Origin of the sequence: Mesorhizobium sp. M1329 (assembly GCF_040318035.1) — a bacterium.
Lineage (GTDB): Bacteria > Pseudomonadota > Alphaproteobacteria > Rhizobiales > Rhizobiaceae > Mesorhizobium.
This window is the reverse complement of record NZ_JAMYLN010000017.1, coordinates 17,325-30,418: the sequence shown is the minus strand read 5'-3', so window position 1 is coordinate 30,418 and position 13,094 is coordinate 17,325. Positions and strand designations below refer to the sequence as shown.

Annotated in this window: 11 protein-coding genes; 4 read left to right on the top strand and 7 right to left on the bottom strand. The window is 63.7% G+C overall.

Features of this window, described 5'->3' with window-relative positions:
• Positions 1 to 70 precede the first annotated feature (70 nt).
• From NKH21_RS18340 to mtnK, 7 genes are all read right to left on the bottom strand, one after another.
• Complete coding sequence (locus NKH21_RS18340) at positions 71 to 2,380, bottom strand: xanthine dehydrogenase family protein molybdopterin-binding subunit (RefSeq protein ID WP_352660670.1); 2,310 nt, start codon at positions 2,378 to 2,380, stop codon at positions 71 to 73.
• Positions 2,381 to 2,478: 98 nt separating this feature from the next.
• Entirely contained in the window at positions 2,479 to 2,850 is a 372-nt protein-coding gene (locus NKH21_RS18335; RefSeq protein ID WP_352660672.1) for a nuclear transport factor 2 family protein, read from the bottom strand.
• A 169-nt stretch (positions 2,851 to 3,019) separates the two neighbouring features.
• Entirely contained in the window at positions 3,020 to 4,006 is a 987-nt protein-coding gene (locus NKH21_RS18330) for an FAD binding domain-containing protein (RefSeq protein WP_352660674.1), read from the bottom strand.
• 3 nt (positions 4,007 to 4,009) lie between these two features.
• Positions 4,010 to 4,669 (bottom strand): 2Fe-2S iron-sulfur cluster-binding protein, encoded by a 660-nt coding sequence (locus NKH21_RS18325; protein WP_352660676.1) that lies wholly within the window; start codon positions 4,667 to 4,669, stop codon positions 4,010 to 4,012.
• Positions 4,670 to 4,798: 129 nt separating this feature from the next.
• On the bottom strand, positions 4,799 to 5,683 hold the full coding sequence (locus tag NKH21_RS18320; RefSeq protein ID WP_352660678.1) for a helix-turn-helix domain-containing protein: 885 nt from the start codon (positions 5,681 to 5,683) through the stop codon (positions 4,799 to 4,801).
• 181 nt (positions 5,684 to 5,864) lie between these two features.
• Positions 5,865 to 6,959, bottom strand: coding sequence for an S-methyl-5-thioribose-1-phosphate isomerase (gene mtnA, locus NKH21_RS18315; RefSeq protein WP_352660680.1), 1,095 nt, complete (start codon positions 6,957 to 6,959; stop codon positions 5,865 to 5,867).
• Positions 6,956 to 8,227, bottom strand: a complete 1,272-nt coding sequence (mtnK, locus tag NKH21_RS18310; RefSeq protein ID WP_352660682.1) for an S-methyl-5-thioribose kinase — start codon at positions 8,225 to 8,227, stop codon at positions 6,956 to 6,958. The genes mtnA and mtnK overlap by 4 nt, the downstream gene beginning before the upstream one ends.
• 135 nt (positions 8,228 to 8,362) lie before the next feature.
• Here mtnK and NKH21_RS18305 point away from each other — a divergent pair, with 135 nt between their 5' ends.
• The 4 genes from NKH21_RS18305 (at position 8,363) to NKH21_RS18290 (ending at position 13,058) form a co-directional block, all read left to right on the top strand.
• Complete coding sequence (locus NKH21_RS18305; RefSeq protein WP_352660685.1) at positions 8,363 to 9,874, top strand: sugar ABC transporter ATP-binding protein; 1,512 nt, start codon at positions 8,363 to 8,365, stop codon at positions 9,872 to 9,874.
• An 83-nt stretch (positions 9,875 to 9,957) separates the two neighbouring features.
• Entirely contained in the window at positions 9,958 to 10,953 is a 996-nt protein-coding gene (locus NKH21_RS18300) for an ABC transporter permease (protein ID WP_352466051.1), read from the top strand.
• Between the two features lie 45 nt (positions 10,954 to 10,998).
• Positions 10,999 to 12,054, top strand: coding sequence for a substrate-binding domain-containing protein (locus NKH21_RS18295; protein WP_352866700.1), 1,056 nt, complete (start codon positions 10,999 to 11,001; stop codon positions 12,052 to 12,054).
• A gap of 158 nt (positions 12,055 to 12,212) precedes the next feature.
• Positions 12,213 to 13,058 (top strand): acyl-CoA thioester hydrolase/BAAT C-terminal domain-containing protein, encoded by an 846-nt coding sequence (locus NKH21_RS18290; protein ID WP_352660690.1) that lies wholly within the window; start codon positions 12,213 to 12,215, stop codon positions 13,056 to 13,058.
• The last annotated feature ends 36 nt before the right edge of the window (positions 13,059 to 13,094 follow it).

Sequence of the window (13,094 nt, the reverse complement as noted above, 5' to 3'; positions counted from 1 at the left end):
GTCGTCGCGGATGGCGCAGAAATAGCCATCCGTTTCGACTTGTCACAATTGAGAGCGAGAGAGGAAAGCGTCAAATGGCGATCACAGGCAAGGCAGGCAGCACCTTGTCCAAGGTGATGGGAAATTCACGCACTCGCGCGCCGGTCGCGTTGTAGATGGCGTTGGCGACAGCAGCCCCCGCACCGCACACGCCGAGTTCGCCGAGACCCTTTGCGCCAAGCGGGTTGGCCTTGTCGTCGTCTTCCTCGAGGAAGACGACCTCCATCGCGGGGACGTCGCCATTGACCGGCACATGATACTCGGCAAGATCGTGATTGACGAAGTGGCCATGGCGCGGGTCGAGCACCGTCTGCTCCATCAGCGCTGCACCGATCCCCCAGGTCATGCCGCCGATGATTTGCGAGCGCGCGGTCTTGGCGTTGAGGATACGCCCCGCGCCGATCACAGTCAGCATCCGGCGCATGCGGATTTCACCGGTATCGCAATCGACAGCGACCTCTGCGAAATGCGCGCCATAGGAATGCTGCGAATAAGTCTTGTATGACTGGGTGGTGGCGCCCGCGGCTACGGAGCCTTCAGCCTCGAGGCCGTCGGGAGAGATCCCTCGGATGAGATCGGCCAGGCTCGCCGATCGCTGGCCAATCCTGACCTCGCTGTCGGCAAAGCTTGCCTCGGTGGCGTTCGCGCCGCGCAACGGCGAGGTTTTGCTCGACTGCGCCGCCTCCAGGATCCGTTCCTTGAGGGCGTTGCACGCATTATGCAAGGCCGAACCCGCGCTTGCTGCGCCCCAGGACCCGCCGGAGCCGGCGGTACGCGGGAAGCGACTGTCGCCGAGCTCCACCTTGACGGACGAGATCGGCAGGCCGAGGCTCTCGGCGGCGATCTGGGTCAGGATCGTATAGGTGCCGGTGCCAATATCGGTCATGTCGAGCCGCACCGTAACCCGAGCGTCCCGGTCGATCGCCACTCGCGCCGTCGCCGCGCCGATATAGTTCGGACGGATCGCCGCCGCCATGCCGTAGCCGATAAGCTTCCGGCCCTCCCGGGTGCGGCCCGGTGTCGGGTTTCTCCGCTCCCAACCGAAACGGCGGGCGCCTTCCTCCATGCAGGCGACGAGATTGCGGGTGGAGAACGGCACGCCGCGCTCGGGATCCTGTGCCGGTTCGTTGCGGATCCTGAGTTCGATCGGGTCCAGGCCGACGCGCTCGGCGAGCTCATCCATGGCGCATTCGAAAGCCAGCATGCCGGGCGCTTCGCCCGGCGAGCGCATCCATTCGCCGCGGTTGATGTCCAGCGGGACCAGGCGATGGCGGGTGAGACGGTTCGGCGCCGCATAGAGCGAGCGCGCAAAAACTGCCGTTTGTTCGCAGTACTCCTCGAAGCTGGAGGTTGCGGACCAGACATCGTGCGCGATGCCGGTGAGCCGCCCGTCGGTGTCCGCGCCGAGACGTACCTGTTGGACCATCTCTGCGCGATGACCGGCATTGGCGAACATCTGTTGCCGCGTCAGCGCGATCTTCACGGGGCGCTGCAGCACCTGCGCTGCAAGTGCGGCCAGGATCGTGTCGGCATGGGCAATCAGCTTGGAGCCGAAGCCTCCGCCGATGAAGGGGCTCACGATGCGCACTCGCTCGGGCGGGATGCGAAGCGTGCTGGCGACCCCGGCCCGGAAGTTCGCGAGAGTCTGCGCCGATGTATGGATCGTCAGCTCGTTGCCTGACCAGGCAGCGAGCGTTGCATGCGGCTCCATCGGATTGTGATGTTCGAAGGGGGTCCGGTAAGTGGCATCGATGTTGATCGGCGCCGTCGCAAAGGCGCTCTCAAAGTCGCCTACCGCGCTGTCGGTCTCGAAGCCGGCATTTGTCCGCTTTGGTGCATAGGCGTCGGCCTCATGGCCCGTTAGATCGTAGAGGCCCGGCTCCTTGTCGTAGCGTATTCTGATGAGGCCGGCAGCAGCGCGTGCCGCCTCGAACGTCTCCGCAACGACCAGCGCGACGGGCTCGTCGTAATACCGCACCCGATCGCTGTTGAGCGCGGGCCGGGCGCGGGTGAAGACCTCCGGCACCGTCGGCGTGACCGACGGGCCGAAATCCGGCTGGGCCGGCGCATTGCGGTGCGTCATGACGAGCAGCACCGCCGGCGCCCGTTCGGCTTCGGTCGTGTCGATCTCGGCGATGCGGCCCTTGGCGACGGAGGCGCCGAGAATGTAGCCATAGGCTGTACCATCCAGGTCATTCTCGTAAGCATATGTGGCGCCGCCCGTCACTTTGAGCGGACCGTCGATGCGGTCGATCGGCCTCCCGATGATGCCGGCATCGGGACGAGGTTTCACCCTTGAATGGGTGGCGGAGCCGGGCAGTCCGGGTATGGTCTCGTTCATAAGTCACCTAAAGATTTTCATTTGGAGTTCGGAAGCATCGAGGCCGCGACGACGCCTCTTCCTTGCACCTTCATGTTCGTCGCGCGGCGGCCCGGAGCTCACGCGGCGATCTCGCCGAAATACTCGCGAAACTCGACCAGCCTCCCCGTCGGGCCGGCCCGCATGAAGATCGCATGCAGGCCAGTGTAGGGCGCGCCACTGATTGTCCCGCTCCCGCGATCGCAGACGATGACCCAGTCGGCCGCGAAGAGCTTGAGATCGACGGTCGATTTCGTAATCCTGTTTCCCTGAGCTTGATGCGCGGCGGTCCAGGCTGCGAGTGCCCGCTTGCCTTCTGGCGGTCCGTGTCGGCCTCGTTGCTCGCCGACAGGGAATTGGAAGGTCATCGTCTCATCGCAACAATCAAGGAATGCCGTCCAGTCGCCAGAGGCCCAGCCGGCAAAGAAGGCGTCGACGGCCGCCTCGAGCACGTGCCGAGCTCCCGGGTCGGATGTGGCGCCCAAGCTGCGGCGGCAGAAACAAAAAGGCCGCCACCCGCGGCGGCAACGGCGCGTCGCGTGAGTTTCATATCGATCTCCTGCTCGGCGCCTGCATCTGGGAACCGCTGTTCGGGGTCGTCGTCTCTGTCATCGCATCACCTCATGCACGTTCGACGGCAGCAGCGAGCGTGTGCCGCATCGTCCGTTTCGCCAGCGGGATCTTGAAGTCATTGCCGCCATGCCCGACGGCTCCGGCGAGTGCGACTTCGGCCGCGTTGGTAAAGGCAGCGTCGGACGCCGACGCTCCTGCGAGCGAGCGCTCCGCCTCCGTCGCGCGCCAGGGCTTCGCGGCCACGCCGCCCATGGCGATCCGAGCGCTTCGGATACGATCGCCGCTTTTCTCGACGATTGCTGCCACCGACACCAGCGCGAAGGCGTAGGAAGCACGGTCGCGCACCTTGCGGTAAAGCTGCCGGCCGGGTGGTGGCGGCGGTAGGTTAACCGCGACGACCATTTCGCCGTGGCCGAGCACGGTCTCGACATGGGGCATCGTCTCGGGCAATCGATGGAAATCACCGATCGGGATCGTGCGGGTCTCGCCGCCGGGCGAGACGGTCTCGATCCTGGCGTCGAGCCCGGACATGGCGACCGCCATGTCGGAAGGATGGACCGCGATGCAGGCTTCGCTCGCGCCGAGTACGGCGTGCATGCGGTTGAAGCCTTGAAGCGCCGCGCAGCCCGAACCCGGCTGGCGCTTGTTGCAGGGCATGTTGCGGTCGTAGAAATAGGGGCAGCGCGTGCGCTGCAGGAGATTGCCGCTGGTCGAGGCCTTGTTGCGTATCTGGCCGGACGCTCCCGCCAGCAGCGCTTGTGTGAGCATCGGGTACCGCGACCTTACCCGCGGGTCGGCGGCAAGATCGCTGTTGCGGACCTGGGCGCCGACCCGAAGCCCGCCTTCTGCCGTCTCCTCGATCCGATCAAGGGGCAGCCGGCTGATGTCAACGAGATGCGCTGGGCGCTCGATCTCGAGCTTCATCAGGTCGAGCAGATTGGTGCCGCCGCTGATGAACTTGGCGTCCGGCCGGGCCGCAACTGCGGCGGCCGCCTGCTGGGCACTCGTCGCACGTTCATAAGTGAAGGACTGCATTGCTCATGCCTCCTCTGCCGCGTCGCGGATTGCAGCGACAATGTTCGGGTAGGCGGCACAGCGGCAGATGTTGCCGCTCATCCGCTCGCGGATCTCGGCATCTGTGAGAGCGACGGAAGTCGCTGCCACGTCGGCGCTCGCATGGCTTGGCCAGCCGGCCCGCGCCTCGCCCAGCATGCCAACCGCCGAGCAGATCTGGCCTGGCGTGCAGTAGCCGCACTGGAAACCGTCGCGGGCTACGAAGGCGGCCTGGACCGGATGCAGCCGGTCGCCCTCGGCAAGCCCCTCGACCGTGGTGATCTCGTCGCCTTCATGCATTGCGGCCAGCGTCAGGCAGGAATTGATCCGGCGTCCATCGACAAGCACCGTGCATGCGCCGCACTGGCCGTGGTCGCAGCCCTTCTTCGAGCCGGTGAGGCCGAGATGGTTGCGCAGGGCGTCGAGCAGTGTCATTCGCGGGTCGAGCTCGATGGCAAGATCCTTCGCGTTGATCCGCAACGATATCGGTATCGTCGGTACCGGCGAGGACGATGCAGCCGCCGTGACGGTCTCGGCCGGCTCCGCGTCAACCGGTATTCCGGTAGCCAGGAGCACCCCGGTCGCAACACCGCCTTCCAATACCATCCGACGCGTCGGCCCGCTCCTGTTGTCCGTTTTGGCCATGCATGATCTCCCAGTCGCAATGAAGCGCAGACGGCAACTTGACCCGAGCGAACCCTCGGGTTCTGTCACCCAACGACACTGGAGGTGGGAGTGCGGGCGGCGGCTTTCTTTCAAGAAACCGGCGCACTATCAGGATTCTGGAGAAGAATTCACCCGATAGGCACGAGGCGTCATGCCCCTTAGACGCCGGAAGGTCGTGGTGAAATGGCTCTGGCTTGAGAAGCCGAGCCGAAAGGCAATGATACCGATCGACAAACCCGTCTCGCGCAGCAGCGCCTCCGCTCGCCGCACCCTTTCCTCGATCACATAGGCATAGGGTGGAAGGCCGGTCGTCGCCTTGAAGCGACGCGCAAAACTGTCGACGGCCATGCCCGCGACGGCTGCCAGCTCGCTTAGCGAAATGTCGGAATTCATATGCGTATCGATGTAGTCCCGAACGCGAGCAAGTGCTCGGCGGCTGAGGCAGCCGTGACGTACAAACCGCGGTTGCTCCCGGCTCAGGTTGGCCACGCGGAGACTGACGAGGGCGACCAGATGCTCGACATAGGCAGTGTCCGGCTTGTGGCCGAGTGCCATCTCGTCACGAAGCGAACTCAGCAGCGTGGCGACGACCGCGTCCTTCTTGTTTACCAGTATAGGCAGGTTCCTCAGGCGTTCGCATCCGGGAAGCCCGATATCGGGATCGATCCACAGGGCTGAATAGGAGAGGTTTACATCTCGATAGAAGCCGTGTCGCTCCGCGCCTGCCGGGACGAAGGTGAGGGCTCCGGGACGGTCCCTTCCGTCGTAAAGGGATCGTGCCCCGTGCCGGATGGATGTGTGGGACGTGCCGCCTTCTTCGGTCAGCACGATCAGATGATGAGGGGCTGTCCAGCGGAGCTCCGCCTCCCGGCACGCCCACCGCCGATTGTCGAAAACGATCGAGGAGCTGACCCATGACGCGGTTTGCAGGGGCTCCGACTTCTCCTCCTGGCTCCGAATCCGTCCGTCACCAAGCAACGGTCTGAATGACATCGCGGCATCCCGCTGGTTCACTCGCCGGCCCGTGGTCAGCCCCGGCTTCGAGCGTTGGGCGCCGCCCCGCCGCTACGCATACGGCCGTCCATGTGGGACAGGCAACCGGCGTTTTTAACCGTGCCGTGTTCAAGAAATCGTGAGATCAGGCAAATCCAGAGCGCCCTCCCGGCAAAGCGGATCATCCGCGCTCGGGAAACATCGCCTTCAGGCCTTCGCGCGAGGCCGTGGCGACACCGCGTTCGGTGATCAAGCCGGTGACCAGCCGCGCCGGCGTCACATCGAAGGCCGGATTGGCCGCCGGCGTGGCTTCCGGTGACACGCGTACCTGGGCGATCTCGCCGGAAGCGGTCTTGCCCCAAACCAGCGAGACCTCGTCGGGCGAGCGCTGTTCGATCGGGATTTCGGCCAGCCCGTCGCCCACCGTCCAGTCGATCGTCGGCGACGGCAGCGCGACATAGAACGGCACGTCGTTGTCGTGGGCCGCCAGTGCCTTGAGATAGGTACCGATCTTGTTGCACACATCGCCGTCGGCTGTGGTCCTGTCGGTGCCGACGACGACCATGTCGATCTGGCCGCGCTGCATCAGATGGCCGCCGGCATTGTCGACGATCAGCGTATGCGGCACGCCGTGGCCGGCCATCTCCCAGGCGGTCAATTGGGCACCCTGGTTGCGGGGTCGCGTTTCGTCGACATAGACATGGACTGGAATGCCGGCTTCCGTCGCCAGATAGATCGGCGCGGTGGCGGTGCCATAGTCGACCGTGGCCAGCCAGCCGGCGTTGCAGTGGGTCAGGATATTGACCGGTTCGCCCGGCTGCTTGCGCGCCGCGATCGCCTTGATGATTTCGAGCCCATGGGCGCCGATGGCGCGATTGAGGCCGACATCCTCGTCGGCGATCTCGCCGGCACGCCGATATGCAGCCGCGGCACGTTCTGCCAGGGGAAGCGTCAGCAGGAAGCGCTGCATTTCGTTCAGCGCCCAGCGCAAATTGATCGCCGTCGGGCGCGTTTCGTGCAAGGTTGCCCAGACGGCGTCGAGTGCTGCATCCGACGGATCGTCGGCCATCTGCATGGCGACGCCATAGGCGGCAGTGACGCCGATCAGCGGCGCCCCGCGCACCCACATGTCGCGGATTGCCGTGGCGATGCCGGCGACGGTATCGATCTTTTCGATGCGGAAATCATGCGGCAACCAGCGCTGGTCGATGATCTCCACCGAACGCCCGTCGTCACTCGGCCAGATGGTGCGGTAGTGGCGGTCGCCGACGTTCAAATCCTGCTCTCCCGTTCGATCAGCGCGGCCAACCGGTTGACCTCGTCGATGCTGTGGATCTGGCGCCGGTTGACGGCGAGGTGACGGCCGAATTTCAGCGCCTTCGCTTCACATCTGGCGCGCAGATCGGGATCGGCAATGGTCTCGAAATCAGCATTGTGGGCAAGGCCGAGAATGCGCCGGTGAACCTCGACGCCGGCAAAGCCGAGCAGATCGGTCCAGATCGACTGCAGCATGTGGTCGAGCGCCTGCTCGGCGCCAAGCCTGTCGCCCTGATCTTCGAACAGGCTCTTCTGGTAGAGCATGCCGGTACGCTCCGTCCGCCACAGATGCGAGAACTCGGCGCGGAATACCGACCATGTCTCGACCGTAACGCCGAGCAGATAGTCGCGCATGGCATCGCGGCTTCCGCCCTGTTCATGGCCGCGCTGCGAGAAGAACGCCATCCAGAAATTGGCGAGCAGCATGCCGACGTCGAAGGCGATCGGCCCGTAGAAGGCGAATTCGGGGTCGATCATCCGCGTTTCGGTGTCGGTGACCATGATCGAGCCGGAATGCAGGTCGCCATGCAGCAGCGTCTCGGCATTGGCGGCGAAGATGTGTTTCATGCGCTGCGCCTCGACCTTGAGGTCGCGGTCGGCGCGCAGCTCGGCGACAATGCCATCGAGCTGTGGGCTGGTGTGCCGGTTCATCTTGGCATCGAAATACGGATCCGAGAAAACCAGGTTCTCGGTGATGTCGCAGAGTTCGACATTGTCGGCGAACAGCGCCAGATCGGCCTTGCGGTCCTTGGTCGCCATGCTGAGGTCGGAGCCGCGAAACAACGTGCGGGCCATGAACAAGCCGATGTCTGTCGCGATGTTCGGCAATTGCCGGCCCTCGATCAGCGCCCGCCGCAAGATAATGTGCGGCAACAGGTACTCCATGATGATCAGCGCCTGGCCTTCGTCGAAGTGATAGATCTCAGGCACCGAACCCGGCGCCCGCGCCTGTTGCCGCGTCAGCGCATGGTATTCGAAGAAGGAGCGTTTTAGCGGCAGCGGCCAGCTGTCTCCGACCAGTCGGACGTAGGGCAGGGCCTGCTTGACGACGGCCGCACCCTCAGCACCCTCGACAATGAACACCAGGTTCAGATTGCCGTCGCCGACTTCACGAACCTTCCACTGGCTCGTATCCTTGCCGATCTGCGAACACAGGGGCTCGTTGGCACCGAGACGGCCCGCCAGTGTCTCGACCGACAGTGCTTCGAACGGCGATTTCCCAGTCATCCTCACCTCCCGCTCATGTGCTCCGATGATAGCGGAGCCAACGCGGTCGGGCCAAGCTAGGAAGCCTGCTGGCAATTGTCAATCGTGTTGACAATTGCCGATATAGCCCATAGCGTCACGGTCAGGGAGGAACGAATGGGCAATGATGCCGTGTTCCGCGTCGACGGCCTGAGGAAATCCTTTGGCCATATCGAGGTGCTTGGCGGCGTCTCGCTCGAATTGCATGCCGGCGAAGTGACCGTGCTGATGGGCGCCAACGGCGCCGGCAAATCCACCCTCGTCAAGATCATCAGCGGTGTTTACGACCATGGCGGCGGCTCGATGTCGCTTGCCGGTCATGAGTTCGACCCGAAAACGCCGGCGGAGGCGATCCGCGCCGGCGTCGTCACCGTCCACCAGAACATCAATGACGGTGTCGTCGCCGACCTCGATGTCGCCACCAATCTTACCCTCGACAGGTTGAGCGGCAGCGGCGTGCCGACGCTGTTCAATCCAGGCCGGGTGCGTCGCGAGGCAAAGGCGGTGGCCGACCGCATGGGACTGGCCATCGACCTCAAGGCCCGCATCAGCGATCTCTCTCTGGCCGACCGCCAGATGGTGGCGATCGCCCGCGCCATGGCGCACCGGCCGAAAGTGCTGATCCTCGACGAGCCGACCTCCTCGCTGTCCAGCGCCGAGGCCGACCGGCTGTTCGCATTGCTCGACCGGCTTCGCCAGCAAGGCGTAGCCATTCTCTACATTTCGCACCGTATGTCTGACATCAGACGGCTTGCCGATCGCATCATTTCGATGCGCGATGGGGTCATCTCAGGCTTCTTCGACAAGAAGCCGTTGGATTATGAAGGCGCTGTCAACGCCATGCTCGGCCGCAAGATCCAGCTCGAGCGGATCGTCGCCAGGAATTCGGCCAAAGCAATTTTCACTGCCGACGCGCTGCGGATTGCTGAAGGCGCCAGGCCGATTTCGCTGACGCTCGGCGATGGCGAGGTCGTTGCCATCACCGGCCTTGTCGGTGTCGGCAAGACGGCGCTCGCCGAGACGCTGTTCGGCCTGCGCCAGCCGCTGGCCGGGACCATGGTGCTGAACGGGAAACCCTATGCGCCGGCGTCGACCGGCGAAGCGATTGCCGCCGGCGTGTTTCTCGTCGCCAAGGACCGGGGCGAAAACGGCATCGTCGGCGACTTCAATATCCAGGAGAATATCAGCCTGCCGTTCCACAGCCGCATGTCGCGTCTCGGTGTTCTCAAACGCCGTATCGAACGCGCCATTGCCCGCCGGCAGATCCACGAGCTCGGCATCGTCTGCCGCTCGGAGAAGGACGAGATGTCCGCCCTTTCCGGCGGCAATCAGCAGAAGGTGATGGTCGCCCGCTGGATGTCGCAGGCGGCAAGGCTATTCATCCTCGACGAGCCGTTTCAGGGCGTCGACATTTCGGCCAGGCGCGACATTTCCGCCAAGCTGCGGGCCAGCGCCCAAGGCCGCGCGACGCTGCTGTTCGTCACCGAACTCGACGAAGCCCTGGAGACGGCCGATCGCATCCTGGTGATGTCGGAGCAGACGATCGTCGGCGAGCACCGCAATACCGATGTCGATCTCGAGCGCCTGCTGGCCGAAGTGGCGGGCGGGCCGTTGCACAGCGTAGCCTGAGGGCGAGAAGACGATGAGAATTGGAATGGTGAGGGCATGAATTCGGGTTGGATAAAGACGGTGCCAGCGTGCGGGAGCGCTGAATGATCCTGCGCGACAATGCTATTCGCTATGGCTTCATCGTCCTGTTGTTCGGGCTGATCGCCTATTTCGCCGTCGCCGCCGATGGTTTCGTCTCGCCGCAAAGTGCTGTCTTCATATTCCAGTCGGTCGCCATCACCGGCGTTCTGGCCCTCGGCGTCACCGCCACGCTGGTCGTCGGCGGCTTCGACCTGTCGATCGGCTCTGTCGCCACCAGCGCCATGATGGCGGCTGCCTATGTCATGGTGGTGCTGGAACAGAACGCCGTCGTGGCGGTCGTCGTCTGTCTTGTGATCGGCGCGGTGGTCGGCCTAATCAATGGCTGGCTGATCGTCTATATGCGGGTGCCGGACCTTTTGGCGACGCTCGGCATGATGTTCCTGCTTGTCGGCCTGCAGCGCATCCCGACCGAAGGCCGTTCGATCGCCACCGGCATGACCATGCCCGATGGCTCGGTCGCCAACGGCAGCTTCGGCGCAGCGTTCCTGGCGCTTGGCCGCCATCGCTTCGATTTCTTCATCCCGAACCTCATTCCGGTGTCGGTCGTCGTCCTGCTCGTGCTGGCGGTGCTGATCTGGTTCTTTCTCGAATACACCCGTTTCGGGCGCATGATGTATGCGGTCGGCAGCAACGAACGCGCCGCCGAACTCGCTGGCGCGCCTGTCAAGGCATACAAAATCTGGGCCTACGTTATTTCTGGGGTTTTTGCCTCGATCGGCGGCATTTTGCTCGCTGCCCGGCTTGGACGCGGCGACATCGCCTCGGGTAATAATCTGTTGCTCGACGCGGTGGCTGCGGCACTGATCGGTTACGCGGTTCTCGGCGCCGCCAAGCCGAATGCCTTCGGCACGGCCGTCGGCGCGGTGTTTGTCGGCGTGCTGCTGCAGGGCCTGACGATGATGAACGCGCCTTACTACACGCAGGATTTCGTCAAGGGCGTGGTTCTCGTGGTCGCCCTTGTCTTTACCTTCGCCCTGTCCGGCAGGGGCAGGAGATAGGGTTCGACCGGTCACATTTTGGGTTCAACAAGTGGAGGAAGCGACGTGAACATCACAAGAAGACTTTTGGGGAAGGCAGCGTTCGGGCTTGCCGGCGCAACATTGCTGATGCAGTTGCCGGCAATGGCGCAGGATCGGCCGGCGCCGTTCGACAAGCCGGGTGCCGTCAAGATAGCGCTGGTCCGCTATCTCTCGACCGGCGACTTCTTCCAAGCCTATTTGTCCGGCGTCGAGGCGCAGGCCAAGGCGCTCGGCGTCGATCTGCGCGTGCTCGACAGCCGCCAGGACGCGGCGCTTCAGGCGGACATGGTCGACCAGGCCATCGCGCTCGGCGTCCAGGGCATCATCATCCAGCACGGACTGACGGAATCGATGAAGGACGCCGCCCAGCGCGCGGTCGACGCCGGCATCAAGGTCGTTGCCTTCGACGTCAATGTCGAAAACCCCAAGATCCCGCAGATCGAACAGTCTGACCGCGATCTCGCGCGCCTGGCGCTCGAACAGGCCGTCAAGGACAATGGCGAGAGCTGGAAGGCCGGCTATGTCTATGTCGCCGGCATCGCCCCGCTCGACCGCCGCAACGAGACCTGGGTCGAATTCAAGAAGAAGTATGCAGGCATCGACGAAGCTGCCATGTTCGGTACGCTCGACAACCCGATCGCCAATTCGGTCGCCAACCAGGCCCGTTCGGTGCTGTCGGCCCACCCCGACATCAAGGTGATGTTCGCGCCCTATGACGAATTCGCCAAGGGCGTGAAGATCGCCGTCGACGAGGCCGGGCTGAACAAGGACATCAAGATCTATTCTGCCGACATCTCGACCTCGGACATCGCCGCGATGCGCGAGCCGGACAGCGCCTGGGCGGCAACCGCCGCTACCAACCCGGCCGTCGTCGGCCAGGTCTCGGTGCGTGCGCTGGCGCAGCTTCTGGCCGGCGAAGATCCCGGCCACAACGTCATCGTGCCGCCGACGCTGATCACCCAGAAGGATCTGATCGACAAGGACATCAAGAACATGGAGGACCTCTCGGCCAAGCTGCCGCAGTTCGCCCATGCCGATGTCGCGATGCCGGCCTGGATGCCGAACCCGAACGCGAAGTAACTTTCGGCACGAGCAAAACAATAGCCGCCTGCAGCAGCTTGCTGCAGGTGGCTTTTTTGTCGAAGATGTCTGGCGAAGCCGGACTGCCGAAATCCAGTTGTCGCAGACACCGGTTTGCAGGCCGATTGGACGGTTGAAACCCAGGGTTCAGCAGGTACATGGAGGCGCATACGGTAAGAGAGGAAAGTCTTACCGGCGCCGTCGCCGGAACATTTTTTCGATGCTTGCAGGCCACCACGGGCGTCGTGGTGTTGGGTGGATCGAGCGGCCATGTCGATGTCGGTCGCGCGCGGCTCTTTGCAAATGCTGGTGCGTCGGCCTTGGCGCTGCAGTGGTTTGGCGGTGAGGGCCAGGTTCCAGGAATATGTGAGGTTCCCCTGGAAACGTTCTTTGCGGCAGCCGACTATCTCATCGAAACGGGATGCCGTCGCATCGTTTATGTCGGCACGTCTAAGGGGGCCGAGGCGTCTTTGCTTGCCGCGGTCCATGACCAGCGAATTGATGCGGTGGTTGCGATTAGCCCGTCATCCGTAGTTTGGGGAAATATCGGTGCGGGCCGCGATGGTGCCAGCTGGCCTGAACGATCCTCATGGTCGCTCGACGGTATCCCGCTGCCGTTCGTGCCGACAGATCCAGATTGGACACCAGAGTACGTCGATGGCCAGGTGTCCTACAGGGGTCTTTTCGAAAGTTGTTTGAAGACTTTCAAACGGGAAGCGAATGCGGCGACCATCCCCGTTGAGACCATATCGGCCGAGCTTCTGCTCGTCGCCGGTGGCGGCGATGCACTGTGGCCTTCCCTATCGTTCGCCCGAGATATTGTTCGGCGGCGCGGCGAAGCAGGCAAGGTCGCGCATCTCATTTCGTCGCCGGATGCGGGACACCGCATTCTCTTGCCAGGCGAGAACACACCACGCTCCGCATTGCACGCATACGGAGGCAATGACGAGGCCGATTCAAATCTGGGCACAAAGGCTTGGGAAGGCATCCGAGAACTGCTGTAGCAGCGGTTGAAGAATGCCTTCCATGGCCGTATCGCA